At 55.1% G+C, this 20,614-nt stretch carries 13 protein-coding genes, 1 pseudogene and 1 other annotated feature; of the genes and pseudogenes, 8 read left to right on the plus strand and 6 right to left on the minus strand.

Annotated features, from left to right (window positions below; genetic code table 11):
• Positions 1-542 precede the first annotated feature (542 nt).
• Positions 543-1,226, plus strand: coding sequence for an RNA polymerase sigma factor (locus JMJ16_RS35860; RefSeq protein WP_201389455.1), 684 nt, complete (start codon positions 543-545; stop codon positions 1,224-1,226).
• Between the two features lie 508 nt (positions 1,227-1,734).
• The gene (locus JMJ16_RS35865; RefSeq protein WP_201389457.1) at positions 1,735-3,690 is read left to right on the plus strand and encodes an ABC transporter ATP-binding protein; all 1,956 of its coding nucleotides are present in this window, start codon (positions 1,735-1,737) and stop codon (positions 3,688-3,690) included.
• Positions 3,691-3,744: 54 nt separating this feature from the next.
• On the opposite strand, the gene JMJ16_RS35870 is transcribed toward JMJ16_RS35865, so the two are convergent.
• The 3 genes from JMJ16_RS35870 to JMJ16_RS35880 form a co-directional block, all read right to left on the minus strand.
• Positions 3,745-4,290, minus strand: coding sequence for an RNHCP domain-containing protein (locus tag JMJ16_RS35870; protein WP_201389459.1), 546 nt, complete (start codon positions 4,288-4,290; stop codon positions 3,745-3,747).
• 928 nt (positions 4,291-5,218) lie between these two features.
• On the minus strand, positions 5,219-7,945 hold the full coding sequence (locus JMJ16_RS35875; protein ID WP_236601872.1) for a valine--tRNA ligase: 2,727 nt from the start codon (positions 7,943-7,945) through the stop codon (positions 5,219-5,221).
• A gap of 180 nt (positions 7,946-8,125) precedes the next feature.
• Positions 8,126-8,363, minus strand: a binding site (T-box leader).
• Between the two features lie 158 nt (positions 8,364-8,521).
• Complete coding sequence (locus tag JMJ16_RS35880) at positions 8,522-10,219, minus strand: FHA domain-containing protein (RefSeq protein ID WP_201389461.1); 1,698 nt, start codon at positions 10,217-10,219, stop codon at positions 8,522-8,524.
• 305 nt (positions 10,220-10,524) lie between these two features.
• On the opposite strand from JMJ16_RS35880, the gene JMJ16_RS35885 reads away from it, so the two are divergent.
• The 4 genes and pseudogenes from JMJ16_RS35885 (at position 10,525) to JMJ16_RS35900 (ending at position 12,744) form a co-directional block, all read left to right on the plus strand.
• The gene (locus tag JMJ16_RS35885; protein WP_201389463.1) at positions 10,525-11,145 is read left to right on the plus strand and encodes a PadR family transcriptional regulator; all 621 of its coding nucleotides are present in this window, start codon (positions 10,525-10,527) and stop codon (positions 11,143-11,145) included.
• Positions 11,146-11,179: 34 nt separating this feature from the next.
• Entirely contained in the window at positions 11,180-11,818 is a 639-nt protein-coding gene (locus JMJ16_RS35890; protein ID WP_201389465.1) for an HD domain-containing protein, read from the plus strand.
• A 385-nt stretch (positions 11,819-12,203) separates the two neighbouring features.
• Positions 12,204-12,437 (plus strand): annotated as a pseudogene (locus JMJ16_RS57495) (TM2 domain-containing protein); the annotation flags it as partial.
• 7 nt (positions 12,438-12,444) lie between these two features.
• Positions 12,445-12,744 (plus strand): DUF2752 domain-containing protein, encoded by a 300-nt coding sequence (locus JMJ16_RS35900; RefSeq protein ID WP_201389469.1) that lies wholly within the window; start codon positions 12,445-12,447, stop codon positions 12,742-12,744.
• An 86-nt stretch (positions 12,745-12,830) separates the two neighbouring features.
• Here JMJ16_RS35900 and JMJ16_RS35905 read toward each other — a convergent pair whose 3' ends face one another.
• Entirely contained in the window at positions 12,831-15,500 is a 2,670-nt protein-coding gene (locus JMJ16_RS35905; protein WP_201389471.1) for a M1 family aminopeptidase, read from the minus strand.
• A gap of 438 nt (positions 15,501-15,938) precedes the next feature.
• Here JMJ16_RS35905 and JMJ16_RS35910 point away from each other — a divergent pair, with 438 nt between their 5' ends.
• Positions 15,939-17,621, plus strand: a complete 1,683-nt coding sequence (locus tag JMJ16_RS35910; RefSeq protein ID WP_201389473.1) for an AarF/ABC1/UbiB kinase family protein — start codon at positions 15,939-15,941, stop codon at positions 17,619-17,621.
• 118 nt (positions 17,622-17,739) lie between these two features.
• Here JMJ16_RS35910 and JMJ16_RS35915 read toward each other — a convergent pair whose 3' ends face one another.
• Positions 17,740-18,540: an MBL fold metallo-hydrolase gene (locus JMJ16_RS35915; RefSeq protein ID WP_201389475.1), complete on the minus strand. Its 801-nt coding sequence runs from the start codon at positions 18,538-18,540 to the stop codon at positions 17,740-17,742.
• 28 nt (positions 18,541-18,568) lie between these two features.
• Positions 18,569-19,360: a hypothetical protein gene (locus JMJ16_RS35920; protein ID WP_201389477.1), complete on the minus strand. Its 792-nt coding sequence runs from the start codon at positions 19,358-19,360 to the stop codon at positions 18,569-18,571.
• A gap of 309 nt (positions 19,361-19,669) precedes the next feature.
• On the opposite strand from JMJ16_RS35920, the gene aroE reads away from it, so the two are divergent.
• On the plus strand, positions 19,670-20,572 hold the full coding sequence (gene aroE / locus JMJ16_RS35925; protein WP_201389479.1) for a shikimate dehydrogenase: 903 nt from the start codon (positions 19,670-19,672) through the stop codon (positions 20,570-20,572).
• Positions 20,573-20,614: the final 42 nt, after the last annotated feature.

The following is a 20,614-nucleotide window of genomic DNA, read 5'->3' on the forward strand; positions in this document are numbered from 1 at the left end:
TTCCTACACGGAAACTAACGCCACTCGCGTGGCTAGCGCTTCGCGCTCAAGTTTCCGAAAGGTAGTAAATACAATCCTTTCAACTTTTCCACCTCTCACATACACAAAACCTTATCTTCACCTCGCTTGAGGTACAAAATATCTTCTCTATTCTTGATGTTTCTTGAGGCCAGATATTAAAAACATGTTAATCACTCTTTATAAATTAGATTGTACTCGCACATGCAAAACTTTTCAACAGCAATCCTACATAATTCCCACCAGACTTACGCTTTTCCTACAAATATTCTATCACAAAGCAAAAAAACATATATACGTACTTAGAAATCTTGACTACCATATTCCATTTACTTATACTTAGCAATAAGAAAACTTAAGTATCCTTCTTTATTGTTTTAAGTTTTCTCAAAACAAAAACATATTTTATGGCAAACAACCTTTTCTCGTATAGAACAAACGTAGTTTTGCAATAAATTTAGCGGCATTTCACAACAAACCTACGTCTTCATGACAAGATAAGCGCCTATGGAGGAGCACAAGCTATGACAAAACAAGTAAACTTCCCTTCTCTTGAGGAACTTGCTCTTGCTCATGAGCAAAGCTGGAGCAGACTGTACGACTTCTTACGGCCCACAGTCACGTTCTTTGTATACATGTATGCCGTATCAGCGTGGCATGGTCAGGAGAATGACCTGGTCGAAGACGTATTACAGGAGACAGTCATCCGCATCTATCGCCAGATCCAACTGGCACAGGCGTCAGATGCAACACCCATCCTGCACCTGGAATCCTTCTGCAAGACCATCGCGCGCAACTATTGCCGTGACCTCAGGCGCAAGGAGAAGCGCCTGGAGCACTTCCCTGAGGGAGACTATTCCTTTGAAATTTACATTCTTGAAGAGGTGAAGGACGATCCCGTCGAAGCCATTTTTGAGGCTCTGTTCGCACGCCCTGTCATTTTCGCCTCGGCCACGCTGATAGCCTCGTTCCCAGAGAAACAACGCCAGGCCCTGCTCATTGACCTGGCACAGAAGAATGACTTCGACGCGCCTATACCCTCGTTGCTTGAGGAAGCCCTGAGCAAGGTCAACATCAATCTTCGCGCCTATCGAGACAAGCAGCCTGACGAACAGGCGGACAAAGCACGCCATAGTTCCCTGGTAAGCATCGCCTACAAGCGACTGCGGAATGAATTCTTTCAGCAGTATGCACATCTCGTAGCATAAAGGTTGTTGAGGGTGTGAGGTCTGGCAGCCTCACACCCTCAACAATCAGACAAGCGTCGCAGACGCGAGAGATCAGGCCTAGAACGCGTTTACTCACTCTGCCGAAACGGAGGCACTGCATATGCAAGAATTACTGCTAAGCACGCAAATGTTCGTCATCTTGATCTTACTGGCGTTCATTGCTGGACTTGTGACCGGAATCGTGCTGAGTCGGCCCATCATGCGCTAGCGCGCATTGGATAGATGATGAAAGAGCCCTGGTGCCCGAAGGCGCCAGGGCTCTTTCATCATCTACCAGGGCAAGAACTCTACACCAGGCTAAAAATTTGCCCATCATATCAGCTAGCCTGTCAAAAAGAACAGGGGGAAAACCGTTTACCCGACCAGTGTATCTTGCTCAGCAATCTGTTACACTTATATATACTCTGATTTTAGTGGACAAAAAAAAGACACCAGAGAGGCATATAAGAGATCTCTCATACAACACTACCTACCTGGAGAAATGCATATGGGTGTACATGGAATGCGTGGTGGGCGTGGGGGAGGCATGGCTGATTATGTAGAGGAACAAAAGAGACGTGGTCGTAAAACAGATGCGCGCACCGTGCGTCGCGTTATACAAGCCTTCAAACCTTATAAGTTTCAGGTCTTCCTGGTCCTTACGGCAATCCTGGCAACGACTCTGCTAGGATTGATCAATCCTCTGCTCATTCAACGCATCTTTGACGATGCTATCGGAAAAGGCAATCTCTCCCTCCTCATCATCTATGTCATTATTATGTTTATTACGCCGATTATATCGGGCTTTATCGGCGTATGGCAGTCATACCTCAACAACACAATCGGGCAGAGCGTCATGCGTGACTTCCGCAACAGGCTCTATACCCATCTTCAAAGCATGTCGCTGAGCTTCTTCACCAGCACGCGCACTGGTGAGATTCAGTCACGCCTCTCTAATGATGTCGGGGGTGTACAGGGCGTAGTCACGAATACGGCGACGAGCATTGTCTCCAACATTTCGACGGCTCTCAGTACCGTGATCGCGATGTTTATTATCAGTCCTCTGCTTACCCTGGTCTCCCTGGGACTGCTCCCACTCTTCCTCTGGTTTACCTATCGCGTCGGCAATGTCCGCCGCGCGACCAGCAAAGAGACGCAGAAGAGCATGGCTTCGCTGACCGCGATGATGCAGGAGACGCTCTCCGTGAGCGGCATCCTTCTGATGAAGACCTTTGGTCGCCAGGAGCGTGCCCGCGATCAATTTGAGCAGGAGAACCAGAATCTAGCCAATCTGGAGGTTCGCCAGCAGTTGATTGGGCGCTGGTTCTTTATGTTCATTGGTACCTTTTTCTCGGTCATCCCAGCCATCGTCTACCTGATCGCGGGTGCGCAAATCATCAATCACGCGCCTATATTCGGCGGCTATATGACGCTGGGTACCATCGTGACGTTTACCACGCTTCAGAGCCGTATCTTCTTCCCCATCGGTCAGCTCCTGAGCGTGCAGGTAGACGTTCAAGGCGCGCTGGCACTCTTCGATCGCATCTTTGAATATCTGGATATGCCTATTGAGATCAAAGATAAACCCAACGCCCTCAAATTGCAGGCTGAACAGATTCGTGGCGAGGTCGCTTTTGACCACGTCGCCTTTGCCTACAAGCGCGACAGTTCTCACACAGTATCCAGAGACGAGAACTCCACAGAGAAGCAAGAAGCAGAGAAGCTGGCTATTATAAAGAACGAGGACGAGGAGCTGCGTCCCGCCCTGAAGAACATCTCCTTCATGATCAAACCGGGGCAGCTAGCCGCCCTCGTTGGTCCCAGTGGCGCAGGCAAAACCACCATGACCTATATGGTACCTCGCCTGTACGAGGTAGATAGTGGCACCGTCTCCATCGATGGACATGATGTGAAAGATCTTGCCCTCACCTCGCTCAGTGAGCTAATAGGCATGGTCACCCAGGAAACCTACCTCTTCCATGCCTCGATTCGTGAAAATCTGCTCTATGCACGCCAGGACGCAACCGATGAGGAGATGATCGCAGCGGCAAAGGCGGCGGCGATTCATGAGCGCATCACTGAACTGGAAGATGGCTATGACACGGTCGTGGGCGAGCGTGGCTACAAGCTTTCAGGCGGAGAGAAGCAGCGTATCGCTATCGCGCGCGTCATCCTCAAGAATCCCCGCATCCTGATCCTGGATGAGGCTACCAGCGCCCTCGACACACATTCGGAGCGCCTCATTCAGGCTGCCCTGGAACCCCTTATGAAGGGACGCACCACGCTGGCCATCGCTCATCGCCTCTCCACTATCCTGGCCGCGGATGTCATCTTGGTGGTCAACAAAGGCGAGATCGTTGAGCGCGGCACGCACCAGGAACTCCTCGAACTTGGCGGCCTCTACGCCCGCCTCTACCAAGAACAATTCTCACAGGTTGCCCTCGAAGAGATCAGCGCCGACTAGGTTACCTGATAACAAGAAGGGTAGAAGGCTGAGCCTTCCACCCTTCTTGTACTTTTAGCCTGCGTCAGAGACATCCCACTCAGCACGCTCTAGTTCGTGCTGCTCCTCCAGCCAGGCCTCAACCTCGTGGGCTTTGAGGTCGCGGCTCGTGCGGGGTGGAACCATGGGCAGCTCCAGCATCAGCTCGTAATCGTCATCGGCGGCGACGCGGTTAAAACGCTCGAAGCCACAGCCCAAACAACGATGCACGATCACATCCTCGCCACGCGTACGCTGAAAGCGCCCAACCGGCTCCATAGAGGAGCCACAGGTGCTCAAGCGATCACCAGATTGCCGGTCATCGACGTGGCGCGAGTGTAAGCAAAAGGGACAATGGTTGCGGTGATGTCCGCCACTGGGCAATGGACATACGAAGCGCCGACAATGCCGACATTTAAAGACCTCTTCCTCAGTATTGTAGCGTGGTCTGGCGCTCTTTCCCCGACCGCTGGGGCGAAAATCTTCTGCATCTACACCGTCATATGCATCCAGGATACCAAATTCGTTGAAGCGCAAAGGCTGTTTGTGACTCTTTACTGCGCGCGACATGCGTTTTCGCAAGGGTGAACCTCTTTTTTATCTTCACAACTGTATTGGGGAGAATTAAACGCAAGGTGAGAGGCGCTTTCAGCAGGGAAAGCGCGTTGGCGACAAGCGCCGCGCACAGTTTGGTGGTCCATTTACTAGTACACATAGGTCCTCGGCTTCTTTCCAGGGCCGCCAGCACACACCCATTTCTTTCGAATTTCGGTCAAAGTGTGAACGGCCATACAGGTAAATACATTTCGTAGGAGTGAGCAGCTTGAGACATCTATAGGGTCGCAAAAATGGGCAAGAGATACCCTGGGAAAGTGGCGGCGGTGGTTATCATTCAGCACACGACGCGCCGTAAGCCTGAAAAGGCAGAAAGCGACCCAGGAATAGACAGAAAGGCTTACAATAAGCCAGCACACAAAGCTACACACAAAGAAGGGAAAATGATGTAGGGGAGAGCGTGTGGAGATGCTCAGAAGAGTCAGGAGTCAAGTACTCCAGGAATATGCTGATAACGCGACTAACAAAAAGCATAAACAACCGACACTGGCAGAGGCTCCAGCGCATACATACCAAGCTATATCCCCACTTTTACGGCGGAGAGAAGCTTATGCATTATAAAGTTGTCATGTGTGTAGTCGCAGTAGGACTATTTGCCCCGTGCCTTGAGCAGCACAGCATATCAGCAAAGTTTCTTAAAGAAGCAGTCCACCGCGCTCTAGCGAGCAATGGCGGTCATCCAATACACCTCATTCTAGACAAAATATTGTTGAGATATCTACAAATATACCTGCATTCCCCCCCAAAGTCAAGCCCTTTTAAACACTCAAACGCTCCCTTTCGCGCCTGCGCCATACTACTAAGAAAGGGAGTCACAGCACGCAATAAAAAGGGAGGAGTGTGGTGCCAGATCTGGCACCACACTCCTCCCTTTTTATTGCGTGCGAATATTTATTTAGCCGGCGAGTTGGGCGCGGCGGGTTTCGAGCTTGACGACGCGCTCCTCCTGGGCGGCGAGTTTCTCGCGCTCTTTGGCAACTACTTCGGGCTTGGCTTTGGCTACGAAGTTTCCGTTGGAGAGCTTGCCCTGCAAGCGCGCACGTTCCTGCTGAGCCTGGGCGATCTCTTTGTCGATTCGCTCAAGCTCCTTAGCAATGTCGACCATACCAGCTAGAGGCAGGTAGATCTCGACGTTGCCAGCTAGCAGGCCCATCGCCTGCTCGACCTTGCTCTCCAGAGCTACATGCAACTGTGGCTCCTCGGTGCGCGCCAGGAACTGGATGAGCGGGCTCTGCTCCTTGAGCATCGTGACATACTCGCCTGCAGCCATGATGACCGGGATGCGGCGTGCTGACTCAACGTTCATCTGGTTGCGCGCATCGCGGATACGCGTGATCGCTTCCTGCAAGAGGCTAAACTGCTGCTCGGCCTCCTCATCGACGAACTGCTCCTGGGCGGTTGGCCAGGGGGCGATGATCAGCGCCGAGGCTGGCCACTTGCTCTGATCAGACTCGGTCAGGCGGTAGAGGTGCTGCCAGACCTCCTCAGTGACAAAAGGCATGAAAGGATGCAGCAAGCGCAGGCTCTGGTCCAGCACGGCACGCAGGATGGCCGTGGTCGACTGGCGTGTCGCTTCGTCACCCTGCATCTGGACCTTGGCGCTCTCAACATACCAGTCACAGTAGTCGGACCAGAAGAAGTCATTGATCTGGCGTCCAGCCTCGCCAAGCTGGAAATCGTTGATCAAGCGTGTCACAGACTGCGTCAGGCGATTCAGGCGCTGCAAGATCCAGCGATCGGCCAGGGTACGAGGCCTGACCACGCTAATATTGGGGACGCCACCACCGACCTCAGCCGTGGACATAAGCACAAAGCGCGAGGCATTCCAGATCTTATTGGCAAAGTTGCGGTTACCAACAATGCGCTCCTCAATCAGCTTCATATCGTTGCCCGGCGTACTACTGGTAGCCAGGGTGAAGCGCAGCGCATCGGTGCCAAACTTGTCCATGACCTCCAACGGATCAATGACGTTATTCTTCGACTTACTCATCTTCTCACCCTTGGCATCGCGTACCAGGCCGTGCAGGTAGATGGTACTGAAGGGCACAGTTCCCATAAAGTGGATGCCCGCCATGACCATGCGCGCAACCCAGAAGAAGATGATGTCGTAGCCAGTCTCCATGACTGCCGTTGGATAGTAGCGGCGCAGGTCAGCGCTATCCTCAGGCCAACCAAGCGTGCTAAAGGGCCAGAGCCATGAGCTGAACCAGGTATCCAGCACATCCTCGTCCTGGCGTACAGCCGTACTATGACAATGCAAACAGGCCGTCACATCCTCGCGGCTGACCGACATCTCGCCACAGGTTTCGCAGTACCAGACCGGGATACGGTGGCCCCACCAGAGCTGGCGCGAGATACACCAGTCATGAATGTTCTCCAGCCAATCCATATAGGTCTTGTTGAAGCGCTCGGGTACGATGCGAATCAGGCCATGCTTCACCGCGCCAATGGCGGGGGTCGCCAGAGGCTTCATCTTGACGAACCATTGCTTGGAAATCAGTGGCTCAACGACGGTGTCACAGCGCTGGCAGTGACCCAGCGGCACGTTATAATCCTCGATTTTGACCACGAGACCCTGGCGCTCAAGCTCGGCAACGAGGTTCTTGCGCGCCTCGTAGCGATCCTGGCCCGCGTAGGGACCAGCCTCTTCGGTCATAATAGCGTCAAAGCCGATGACCTGTACGGCGGGCAGCTTATGGCGCAAACCAATCTCGAAGTCGGTGGGATCGTGCGCGGGCGTGACCTTGACCGCGCCGGTACCGAAGGCCAGGTCCACGGCCTCGTCGGCGACGATAGGAATCTCGCGTCCAACTACGGGTACGATGGCCAGGCGTCCAACAATATCCTTATAGCGTGCATCTTTGGGGTTCACGGCAATCGCGGTATCACCCAGAATGGTTTCGGGTCGCGTGGTCGCGACGCTGATATAGCGCGTCTCGCTCTCGCCCTCAACTGGCTTGAGCGGATAGCGCACATAGGTCAGCTTTCCAGGGGTGTCGACATGGTTGACCTCGAGGTCAGACAGGGCGCTCATACAACGGGGACACCAGTTGATGATGCGCTCGCCACGATAGATCAGTCCCTCTTCATACAAGCTGACGAAGACCTCGCGCACAGCGTGAGAGAGCCCCTCATCGAGGGTAAAGCGCTCACGCGACCAGTCACAGGAAGCGCCCAGGCGGCGATGCTGGTCCTGAATGCGTCCCTTATACTGGTGTACCCATTGCCAGACACGCTCTAAAAAGGCCTCACGCCCCAGTTTATGGCGGTCGGTCCCCTCTTTGGCGATCAGGCGCTCGACAACGGTCTGGGTCGCGATACCGGCGTGGTCCTCGCCCGGAACCCAGAGCGTCTCATCGCCCAGCATGCGATGGTAGCGGATCAGGATATCCTCAACGGTGGAGGTAATACCATGTCCCAGATGCAGCGCGCCCGTCACGTTGGGCGGAGGCATACTAATGACAAAGGGCTTGCGCTCAGGATTGGGGCGTGGCTTAAAGTAGCCTCCCTCTTCCCAGAAGCGATACCATTTCGCCTCGACTGCCTGGGGCTCATAGGCCTTGGGAAGATCGGCGGCGGATGGAGTGGGCATTGTGAGTGTATTCTGCTCCTGCTCAGCCATGTTGACTCCTCTTGTTTTTTAACTTCTCAGCGCCTGCGGCGCTTCGCGAGGGTAAGGGTGTGTGGATGCTGATGTGTCGCTTAGCGACACATCAGCATCCACACACCCTTACCCGGCGTAGGTTAATGGGTGGTGGAAACGTCTGCGTTCTTGTTTAACATAATAAAAAAAGCCTTCCTCGTAAAGGACGAGAAAGGACATGACTCGTGGTACCACCTTTGTTCGATCAATCTGTGCGATTGATCCTCATGGGTGCGATAACGGACACATCCGTGAAAATTCCCCCTCTTAAATAGATGGGGTGCTTTTCAGACTCCCAGGCGACCTTCGACGCTTCGTCAACCGAAAGGGACTTGCAGCCAATGATCCCTTCTCTCTGGCGGTGTGTGCGTCTACTCCTCCTGCTCGTAGCCAGATTATTTCTATGCTCTCTATTTTCTTTTTCGGCAATTATCTGTAGTCTAACGAGTGCAAGCACGAATGTCAATAGACTAGAAGCGTAAGGGATATGCGTGAGAAAATGGCCACGGCCATTTTCTCACGCATATCCCTTACGCTTGAAACTCTTCGGGTTTGTTAGAACTTCTTGAAGGTACAGGTGACCTTGCCGAAGGAGATGGAATCGCCATCATTCAGCTGGGTCGCATTGTCGGGCTCCAGGCGCTTGCCATTGACCCGTGTAGAGTTGGTACTATTCAAGTCAGTCAGGGTAAAGTTGTTTCCGCTATGTTCAAAGGCGGCATGCACACGTGAAATGGTGTCCGCGCCCTGCTTGCTGCTCAGATCAACATCGGGGCGAATACCACCCAGGTCATTGTCGTAGCGGCCAACGGCGGCCGACTCGCCCTTTAGCTGCACCTGCGAGCCATCGCTAAAGATGAGCGCGCCCCAGGCTGGACCTGCTGCGGTGGAGACGTGAGGAGCAGGCTGAGCATGCCCAGCTGCACGAGGCGACGGAGGCTGTTGCGCGGGCTGAACCAGGTTAGCCTTGCCGCCCTGTTGCTCTTGCTTCTGCTGCATCTGCTGTTGCAGGTGCGCAGGCGGAGTGTAGTAGACCTCCTCTTTCTTAGGCTGCTGAGAGGGAGTCTCCTTCGCGGGGGCAGGTGTAGGAGCCGTGTTGGGAACAGTAGGCTGTGAAGCAGTCGCCTGGCTCTGCTGATTTGAAGGCACATAGTACTGGATCTCAGGCTTCTTGGGCGCGGGCGCCGCTTCCTTCTTCTCTGTACCCTGCACATACTTTACTGTCGGCTGTGGCGCGACTGTAGGATTCTGCGGCGTTGGTGGCACATACTCCGGCGGCACGGGCCGCTGCGATGGCTGCTGACCTGGGAAGATTGTCGACTCCACCACACTGGGCTGCGGCTGCGCGGGCGGCGTATAGGTTGGTGTGGGTGGTGGCGTATACACTGGCGCCGGTGGTGGCGTCGGAGGTGTATAGGTTGGTTGCGGCGCCGGTGACGGCGTCGGCGGGGTATACGTCACGCGTGGCTGGGGAGCCGGTACTGTGGGCTGAGCAGGCTGAGATGCGGCCTGTGAGGCAATCGTATGGAACGTTGATGCTCCGCACTTGGGACAGAAGGCTGCTCCATCCTTGACCTCCGAGTTGCAGCGTGAACAGTAGAGTTTGGGAGGCGTCAACGAACGACCACACCCGGAGCAGAAGGTATCACCCGGCTCATAGGGCGTATTACAGTTCTGACAGCGCAAACCACCTGTCGCGGGAGCCTGCATCATCGGCTGGGGTGGCCTCGCCATAGGTGGGGCCGGTGGCACATCCCGGTTCTGTGGAATATAGTACGGCTGTTGCGCTCCTGCCGGAGGCGTCATCGACTGCTGCACCTGGGGCAGCAATTGGTAGGGGACAGGACCAGGCATGATTCCTGGGCGCTGCTGGCGCACCAGGCCATCGGTCATATTCAACACCTGGTTGCTCAGGCTCGCCTGCCGCAGAGCACCTACACCAGCCGTCAGTGCCAGCGGCCAGAGGATGGGCAACGCTACAATACCCACGGCTCCGACAGCCGCCTTATCGATCCACTTCTGCTGACCAATCATCGCCAGCACACCACCAGTTGTGCGCTGCAGCGTCAGAGAGAGCGCGGCCTGCATACCAATAATGGCCTCGAAATCACCGCCTTTCTTCAACTGCACTAGCATCTGGTCTTTATTACCAATACTTTGCGCCTGGTACCCCTGGGCCATGTAGGCATTTACCATGTCTCTGGCAAGGCGTTCAATATCGATATCCTCTGAGTTATAAAAACGGGCATCCATCTAAAATCCTCCAACAAAGCGTTACAGCCAGCGAAGCCTCTTCTCTCTCCTCATTCCCATCTTACCGGTTATATGGCACATAGGAAAGTATCGTTCTGGAGGTACTACGTTTCTATCGCGTGAAAGTTGTAGTGTGGGTGTATGGCAGTGGCAGGGCTTTGCCCTGCCACTGCCATACACCCACACTACGCGATTTGAGCGCCGCAAGCGCGAAGAGGAGTGAGATAGCTCGCTTGAGATGCTATAATGGAGAACGCAAATCGAGAGTTACAATCTAATGCCTGTTGCCAGTAGGGAAAGAGCTTATGCACGAACCACTAGAGCAAGATAGACATGAGCCAGCGGAAACCAATGGGGGAGAACCGTCCGCGCGCAACCGTCTGCGCTATATTATCCTGGGACTACTCTGGGCGCACCCAATGAGTGGCTACGACATCAAGCAAGCCTTTGATCGCGCCATTGCAAGCTACTGGAACGCGGGCAACAGCCAGATTTATACCACACTCAAGAGTTTAAGCCAGGCCGGACTGGTAGAATCCGAGGTCATCGTGCAGACGGCGCGCCCTAATCGCAAGGTCTATCGCCTGACCGAGGCCGGACAAACCGAGCTTGAGCAATGGCTTGAAGAGGAGGTTCCAGATCGCTTCACCAAGGATGAATTTCTCACTAAACTCTTCTTCTGTGGTGAGACCAGCGATGAGATCGCGCTTCACCACCTCCAGCATCATCGTGAGAGCCTGCTCCAGCAATTAGCCTATATGGAACGGGTCAAACAGCAGTACGCCTCGCGCCCAACGCGTCGTCCTCGCCTGCTTGAATACCAGATGCTGGTACGCGAGTATAAAGAGGCGGTACTTAAAGCCGGGCTGGAAGTCACAGAGCGCGCAATTGAGCGCCTGAACGATCAGACACCCGAACGCCCTTAAGCGCCAGTATAGAAAGAGCAGGATACTCTCTAACATGATGCAAGATGCACCGCTTTCCTCGCCGCTCCTGGAAGATTTACGCCAATCCATCACCCTGACAGGAGATACAGGACACGACGTCGCCACCTTTCTCATCGTCCACGGTTGCCCACAGACAGCCAGACATTGTGGCGAGGTCGCGACAGAAGCCCGGCGTGTCGCCCTCCTGGTTGGCGCGGACCTGGAGTTTGCCGAGGTCTCAGGCTGGCTACACGACGTAAGCGCGATCTTCCCCACACCAGAACGCGTCAAAATAGCCTATCAGTTGGGTATTTCCGTTCTGCCCGAAGAAGCGGCTTTCCCCATGATCGTTCACCAGAAGCTCTCACGCGTCCTCGCCGCCCAGGTCTTTCAGATTATCCAACCAGAGGTCTTGAACGCGGTCGAGTGCCATACCACACTCAAGCGCGACGCCAGCCAGCTCGACAAAGTGCTCTTCGTAGCGGACAAGCTGGCCTGGGACCAACCAGGACAGGCCCCCTTTCACGAAGGCATGCAAGCAGCGCTAGAAATCTCGCTGGACGCGGCCACCTTCTTCTATTTGCGCTATATGTGGGAGTGCCGCGAACAGCTCGCAGTCCTTCATCCCTGGTTACGTGATGCATATTTTCAGATGCTTCATGCCTTATCGTAAGCATATAGAGCAAAATGCGCGTTAAGAATCTATAAGGCGTTCTATAAAGGCATATCTTGATACTTGACAGTTGATGAGTTGCTCGCTTATAGTTCCTTCGTGAGTAGCAAATATTCACAACAATCATTTTACTTTACTTAAAATAAAAAAAGCGCTTAAAGCTAAGCCATGAAGGGACTTATTCACTATGAGCCAGCAGCCTCCGTTCCAGCAGCCAAATCAGCAGCCTCCGTTCCAGCAGCCAAATCAGCAGCCTCCGTTCCAGCAGCCAAATCAGCAGCCTCCCTTCCAGCAGGGTTATCCCCAACAGGGTTACCCTCAGCAGGGCTATCAGCAGCCTCCCTTCCAGCAGGGCTATCAGCAGCCTCCCTTCCAGCAGGGTTATCCCCAGCCGGGCTATCCTCAGCAGGGAAAAGATTGGTTGATAACGCTGCTCCTGTCAATTTTCCTGGGTGGCCTGGGCATCCATCGCTTCTACGTTGGTAAGACTGGTACCGGCGTCGCCATGTTGCTTACCGGTGGTGGCTGCGGCATCTGGGCGCTTATCGATATTATTATGATTGCATCGGGCAGCTTCACTGACGCCAACGGTCAGCCACTCGTCCGCAACAATGTGTAGTTCAGCTATGCGCATAGAGAAACACGTTGCGCGAGGGAAGGCAGGATGGCTCATCCTTCTTCCCTTACTTTTCTTCCTGGTACCGACCTCCTGGCTTGAGGCCCATCCTCCAGTCTGCCTCTCGCGCCTCATTTTCAAGCGCCGCTGTCCCGGCTGTGGCATGACGCGAGCGATGTCCTGCGCCATCCATGGTCAATTTCGCAAAGCCTGGCACTACAACAAACTCGTCGTGATCGTCCTGCCCCTCCTGACACAGAGCTGGCTGCGCGAAGTGCTGCGCCAATATTTTCACTGGCCCCATCTCTAGATAGTGTGGGCGCGTAAGAAACCTGGAGAAAAGAGAACGACCTGGCACGTTTCTTCGTACCAGATCATGTATGTAGGTCCTACTGTTTAAGAGAGGCGGGCCTCCAGGCCTGTGACTTGCTCGCGGAGCTTGCGATTCTCAGCGCGTAGCTCGTCGAGATCTTTCCGCACCTGGTTAAGCTGCTCCTCGCCCTTGTCGCTGCTACGCAGGTTGTGTGCGGCCCAGCGCATGGCTCGCTGCACGCCATCCTCCGTCTCGCGGCTGGCGACGCTTTCCAGCACCGGAATAGCACGCTTCTCACCAAGCGAGAGCAAGGCCCAGGCCGCGGTGGCGCGGGCGGGCCCCCAGGTATCATGCTCGGCGGCATGCATAAGGGCAGTCACAGCTCGCTGACGCGCCGCTTCGCTATATTCATGGCGTAGACCACCAATTGTGAGGAAAGCCATCATCGCGCCGCGACGAAGCATGATATAGTTGCTCGTATCGCTCAGGTAGGCGATCAGGATGTCAATGACACGATCATCGCCAGTAGCGGCAAGGCCATTAAAGATGCCGCCCTGTACATTGTAGTTCCAGGAGGGGCGCTCCAGGGCCTTTGTTAGCAGTTCAATGTTACCTTCAGTACGCGTTTTACCCAGCGCAACCGCAGATGCTGACTCGACGCGATAGCTTACATCGCCGTCCTCAACCACGGGACGCAGAGCCTCGGCAGAGCGCTGGGCCAGCTCACCATGGGTGTGCGCTGGAAACTCTCCGAGGGCCGTAGCAATTGCAGCCCGTACGCGTGAGTACTCCTTCACATCCAGCTCTCTAAAGGCTTGAATGAGGATATCCTGTGCCTCGGCTGTGCCGTGCTTGGCAATGGCCTCGGCGGCGGTGGTGCGCACGCCCCAGAAAGCATCGCTGTTCAACGCGTTGGTGAGAGCGGTCAGCGCCTGTGGTTCACGGCGGTCGGCAAGAGCCTCGGCAGCTTCAACCCGACCCAGGATATCGGCGTCATGCTCAAGCTGGTAGACGAGCAGATGAGTGGGGCGCTCGAACTTTAGCGACTTCAGCAGGCGACCCTCAGGATCGAAGCGTACCATCACCGGCTCACGCTCCAGTGGCAGGTAGAAGGTCTGCTCGACCTCGCCATCCTCACCCAGGGTGACGTGCAGCGGGATCGTACGTGTCTCGTCGCTTCCCTCTGAGGCGGCAATGGTAAAGGCGATCTCGGCTGGCACTTTGAAGCAGGGCGTCAGATCATCGACCTTCTGCGCCTGGCGCACCTTGACCTTCGCCAGTTTATGCTGTCCATCCCAGGAATAGCTGACCTCGAACTCGGGATAGCCACCACTGTAGATCCACTGATGGAAGAAGTGCGCCAGGCTACGCCCCGTGGCCTCCTCAAGCGCGCGCTCCAGGTCGGCGGTGATGACTTCACGCGTACGGTTGCGCTCCAGGTACGACTTGATACCACGGCGGAAGGCGCTATCCCCAAGCTGGTTGCGCAGCATATGCAGGACCCAGGCGCCCTTGTTATAGATGTGTCCATCAAAGAGCTCAAAGCCCTGGTTATAGTATTTATGATAGACAACCGGGCGGCGATAGCGGCGATCCTCGTTCTGGTAACCCTTGCGCGTCTGCAACATCTCCCACTTGAAGTAGTCCTCACCCTGGTCATGGCCGGTCCACAGGTGCTCGAAGTAGGTCGCGAAGCCTTCATTCAGCCAGGCATTGGGCCAGTCGCGGCAGGTTACCAGATCACCAAACCACTGGTGCGCCAGTTCGTGCGCAGTCACCGAGACGAACTCGGGGGCCATATCCAGGTTGGCCTTCTGGTCGAAGAGCAAGCCAAAGCTATGCGTCGTGGCCGTGGTATGCTCCATGGCACCCGTATAGATCTCGACCACGGTCTGGTCATAGTTGTCATACGGATACTCGACGCCGGTATACTCGGAGAAGAAGCCCATCATATCAGGGGTCTTTCCCATGTACAGGCGCGCGTCGTCCGCGCGGTCCTTACGCACATAGTAGGAGACCGGCTTGCCCTTATACTCATCCTTGATCACGGCAAAGTCGCCCACAACGAGCGAGATTAGGTAGGCGGCATGAGGCACGGCATGCAGCCAGTGGTGCGTCTTTGTCTCGCCATTGTCAACGACCTCCAACAGGTTACCATTGGCGATGGTAATAAACTGTGAGGGCGCGGTCACCAGGAACTCGGTTGTGGCACGGTCGTTGGGGGAATCATGGCAGGGGAACCAGTAGGAATGATACTGTGGCTGACCAAAGGTATAGGCCTGCACCGGGCGCGTGGGATCCTCGGACGCGGGCTTAACAAAGTGCAGACCATTGCGCGGCCTGGTGTGATAGGTCACCGCGACCGTAAACTCTTCACCATGCTTGTAAGGGCGGTCGAGTTTGATATGCAACTTCTTCTCGCCAAGACTGTAGTTCAGTTCTGGACCATCTGCGAGTGCAACTTTATCAATCGAGAGCTCAATCGCATCAAAGGTGACGCTCTTGGCCTCTTCATAGAGAGCTGTGAAGGTTGTGTAGATGGTACCGCTGATCACTTCCTGGTCAAAGTCCAGCGCGATATCCAATTTGACGTGTTTAACGTCGCCGGGGCGATCGGGTGCGTAGTGCAGCGTATCGCCGGGCAATTCATAGTTGCGCGCGGGCGGATTGGGCAATGTCTCCTGGCCCTGCATAAACAGCAGGCTATAGCCATTCCCGAGGTCTACAGAGTGTGCTCTGGTACAGTGTGTCAAGGTTATAGCTCCTCTTGCGTGAAATAATCTGACAACGGAAGAACAGTCCCACTACCACACAGCCACCAACCCATACAGGCCCGACCCAGAGTCTTGATCTGACACTTCTGGGTTCTCTCTGGCTGTAACTCATCCCTGGTATTTCATTAGTATATCATCTTTATTGAGTGTTATCCGCCCACAAACCAGCTTTTCAGACCTTCCCAATTCTCCTATAGCACCTACCTCGGCTCGCTGCGCGAGCCTTCGGGGTAAAGGTATGTGCGCGGAAAAGGGTCTGCGGCCCCTTTTCCGCGCACATACCTTTACCCTTGAGCACCGCAGGCGCGAAGGAGAAAATCACAGATCTTGAACATATCTTGCTTTTCACCGTAGAGTATTATGTGTGATCCTTCTTGTTGGCAGAAAGGCTCTTCTATGAGAAATGAACCACGTAGTATGAATAGATTTGCTCAATTCTTGCGTTTCTTACGTGTATCGCGCCTGTTGTTATGGACGCTCTGGATTATTTACCGAGAGCGTCAGCGGGTGGTAAAAGCGCGGCAGCGTGGCAACTACGAGGTACAGCCGAATATCGAGGTGCTGTTAAAGGTCCTGCGCGCCTTTAGAGCCACCGCCCTCCAGTTGGGCGTGCTGATGATTAAGCTGGGGCAGTTCTTGAGTGCACGCGCGGATATCCTGCCAGAGCAGGCCCTCTCCGTGCTGGCCGATTTGCAGGACGAGGTTCCGCCTGCCCCCTTTGAGCATGTGGCCGCAGTCATTGAGGCGGAGTATGGCAAGCCACTCACAGAGATTTTCAGTTCCTTTGAGGAGCAGTGCACGGCGGCGGCCTCGCTGGGCCAGGTTCACCGGGCTACGCTGACCAGTACAGGCGAGACAGTCGCAGTTAAGGTACAGCGCCCACACATCACGCAACTGGTGGGGATGGACCTGAGCACGTTGCGCTTTGTGATCTGGGTCGTGAATCGCTTCTTCCAAAGCGACTTTATTGATTTGAAGGGACTCTATCGAGAGTTTCGTCGCACCGTCTATGAAGAGATCGACTATGTGACGGAGGCGACGAACGCCAAACGCTTTCGCGAGATGTTCCGCGAAGATCCAACCATTTATATTCCCCATGTCTACGAGGAGTATATTTCTAAGCGCGTGCTGGTACTAGAATGGATCGATGGCATTAAGGTCAATGACTACGCGGCACTGGACGCGGGAGGCTATTCGCGCCTGGAGATCGCCAACCGCACAGTGCGCGCCTACTTTTACCAATTCTTTGAAGAGGGCTTTTTTCATGCTGATCCCCATCCTGGGAACATCTTTGTCAAGAAGAATTCGCCCTCTGATGACCCGGTGATCGCCTTTCTGGATTTTGGCATGGTCGGCTCGCTTACGGGCAGCATGAAGCGCGCCATCCGCGACCTCTTCCTCGGGCTGGTCTTAAGCGATTCCAAGAAGATGGTGGACTCGCTGCTTAAGTTGGGTTTTGTGGGAGAAGGGGCGAATCAGGCCGCACTGGAACAGGCCCTGGACATTATGCTGGAGCACTATTTCGGCATGACGCTGGGCCAGGTGCGCGAACTGGAGGTATCGGATGTGGCCCATGACCTGGACACATTGCTCTATGGGCAGCCATTCCGTATCCCTTCACAATTTGCCTTCGCGGGACGCGCGGTAAGCACACTGGTAGGCGTCTCAACGGGTCTGGCCCCCAACTTCAACTTTGTGGATGTGGCGACTCCCTACGCACGTAAGTTCCTAAAGTTGGACGCTGAAGGCATCAGCCAGACCGCCCAGAATATCCTCAAGGAGGCCATAGACGCTGGACAGGTGCTGCTGGAGCTTCCAAAATCCGTCAACCGGCTTATCGGCAAGATAGAGGCGGGTCAGGTAGAGGTGAGGCTGGCAAATCTTCCCGGCAATAATAGCCGCTCACGCAGAGCACGCCAGCGCAATGGCGCGGCGATGAGTACAGGGGGGAGTGGTGTTGGAGGTCTGACCTGGAGTTTCTTCTTCGGCGCCTCGCTCGCGGCTGGAGTCTATCTGACAAACCTCCATCAAGGGCTTCCCGGCTGGTTCTGCCTGGGGATTGCGGGCATCAGCGCCCTTGGACTCCTATTCAGGCGCTAAGCGTAACTTCTCGCACCTGCGGTGCTCGCCTTAATAAAGTAGATGGAGGCTGGATGTGAGTTGTCTGCGACAACTCACATCCAGCCTCCATCTACTTTATTAAGGCGTCAGTGGATTCTTAAGGGAGAAGGCGCCAGTGGTTGTGGGCGTCAACCTGGGCGCGGCCCTCTTCTTGTAGCTTAATCAGGTGGGCTTCCAATGAGTAAGCCGCCATACGATAGAGTTTAGGGTCAATATCCGTATATATACGTCGGATAAGCCCTATAAGTGTCGCAGGATGGCCAAACTGTTCCAAGGCATCGATGACCTGGCGCTCGCGTTCCAGGCGGTGCGCGATATATTCGCTTAATTTCGCCTGCGGATCTTCAATAGTCGGGCCATGCGCCGGGACAATACGCGCGATTGGGAGCTGTTGCAGGCGCTTGAGCGTCTGCAAGTATACCCCCATATGCCCCTCAGGAGGAATGATGACGACCGTTCCCGCACCAGCTACGACATCGCCCGCGAAGAGGATGCCTTCGCGCTCAAGCCAGAAGCAGAGATGGTCGAAGCGGTGCCCAGGTGTATGAATGGCACGCAGGGCCGTATCGCCCAGATCAAAGGTCGTTCCATCGGGAATCTCATGGTCTGCCAGGGGAACGCCTGCCCGGCTAAAAGCAGAGATAGGAACACCCGTACGTTCGCGTAGCTCAACTGCGCCTCCCACATGATCCGGGTGCCCATGCGTAATGAGGATATGGCGGATACCACCGCGTGCTTGGCCCTCCCGCACGATGCGCTCAAGGTGCTCAGGATCAGGATCGCCGGGATCAATGACAATGGCTCCCTCAGAGCTACTAATGAGCAGCGTGTTCGTTCCCGGTCCCGTCATTATGGAGGGATTGGGAGCAAGGAGTATGGTATAGCGTTCCTGTGACATAGGTAAGGCCTCCGTTCTCCGACGCGTGCTAGAGCTTCCAGAGAAAATCGGGATCTTCAGGCAGATAGACGAAAGGGCCGCCCTCTCGTTCCAGCCAGATCGGCTGATAGGTGGGGACATAGCGCGTTTGTGTCGCCGCCAGGACCTCCTGTACCGTCGCAAAGGGCGCGAGGTCACGCAACTGGTGATAGGTCGGGAAGGCCACCGGGAAGGTTCCTTCAGCGAAACGCTTCAGAGCCTCATCGGGACGTATCCAGAGACCCTCACTGGTTTCAAGCTGATCGTAGAGCGCCTCTTGCTCCATGGGGGCTGCCGCCAGAAAAAAATGAGTATCAAATCGCTTTGGCAACTGCTCAGGCGTGATCCAGTGCGCGAAATAGGCCAGTTGCTCGGTCGCCAGCACCAGGTGCTCAGCCTGGACAATATCTAGAAGGGTCGCGCCGCGTGCATTGAGCCGCTGACGATACTCGGCGAAGCGAGGCACATCCTGCGCGCCGATGGCCAGCAAACGCTGCTGCTGATAGGCCAGCAGGACATTGCCCTCCTCAAACAGTTCGCGGATGGCGGCGGCACGCACCCCGCTGCCGAGCGCCGTACGCCCCTCAGGATCAGCGGCTGAATGTTCCAGGGGAACGCTGAGTGTCGCGCTCTGCTCCAGCTCTTTATCCACAGCGGATGCCGAGCCGCCAGGGAAGACATAGATATCAGGCATAAACTCGCTCTGCACCACTCGCCGCACCATAAATATCTCGATGCCCTGCTGCTGTGCAGTGTTTCGTAACAACATCACTGTTGCCGCCAGGCGTGGCTGCATGACCATAGAGGATTATTCTCCTTCTTCGCTTATGCTAGCGGTTGCCGTTTTTCTTATCGTATCACATAAGCTTTCGCACCTGCCTCACACCCACACCCTACTCGATAAGTGAGAGCTTCACGCTACTCCTCCATGAAATATCGCTGGCAGGCAGCTAGACAAATAGGGAGGATATGCTATGCTAGAGAAGTGAGCAGACCTGCCCCATATCCTGGTGGAGAGGTTCTGATATGATACAATGCGGCCAGGAGACCACACGCGATTGACCGCTTATTTTTGCGCACGGGGCAAAGTATAGACTGAGTTGGAGTTGACATGTCGGCCAGAAATACCGTTGTAGGGAGCAAGCAATCAGGCTCAAAGGGACCACAGCTACGAGTGGGGCTGATCGGCGATCCCGTGGCCCACTCGTTTTCGCCACGTCTCCAACAGCCAGCACTCGATGCCCTGGGCATTCCGGCGACCTATGAACTCTGGCGCACGCCCGCCGAGCAACTCCTGGTGCGTATACGCGCCTTGTGTCAGCAAGGGTACCTAGGTGCCAATGTCACGATTCCCTACAAAGAGTCTGTCCTGCCCTTGCTGGATGTGGTTGATCCATTGGCGGCTCAGATTGGCGCGGTCAATACGATTGTCAACCGGGATGACTATCTACATGGCTATAATACCGATGCGCCGGGACTGCTTCGCGCGCTCCATGAGCATGGGTTAGGCTGCCTGCAAGCAGAGGGAATGATCTCGCTAAAGGGGTATACCGCTGTACTGCTGGGTGCGGGAGGAGCGGCTCGCGGTGCGGCCTTTGCCCTCGCCAGTTCTGGCATTGAGCGCCTCGTCATTTTGAACCGGAGCCTGGAACGCGCTCAGCTCCTGGCGGCACTTATTCAGAAGAGCTATGAGTGTCCCGTCTTCAGCCTCAGCGATCCCAATTTTCTTATCCCTCACTCCTCCTCGATCATTATTAATGCTACCTCGGTCGGTCTGCATGAAGAGGTCAGCCCCTTGCCAGCCGATGTACTAGCGCGCTTTAACGCCGACACCTTCGTCTATGATATGATCTACAATCCCATTCAGACGAACCTGCTCTTACAGGCACGGACCATGGAACTTCGCGCCGCCAATGGCCTCTCCATGCTCCTGCACCAGGGAGCGCTGGCCTTTGAACTGTGGACCAATCAGTCGGCTCCGCTTGAGATCATGCGCGCCGCCCTCATGCGCTAGGGTTTGTTCCTGGTGGACTGATGCAGGTTGGTCGCCTACGGC

The organism is Ktedonobacter sp. SOSP1-52 (assembly GCF_016587395.1).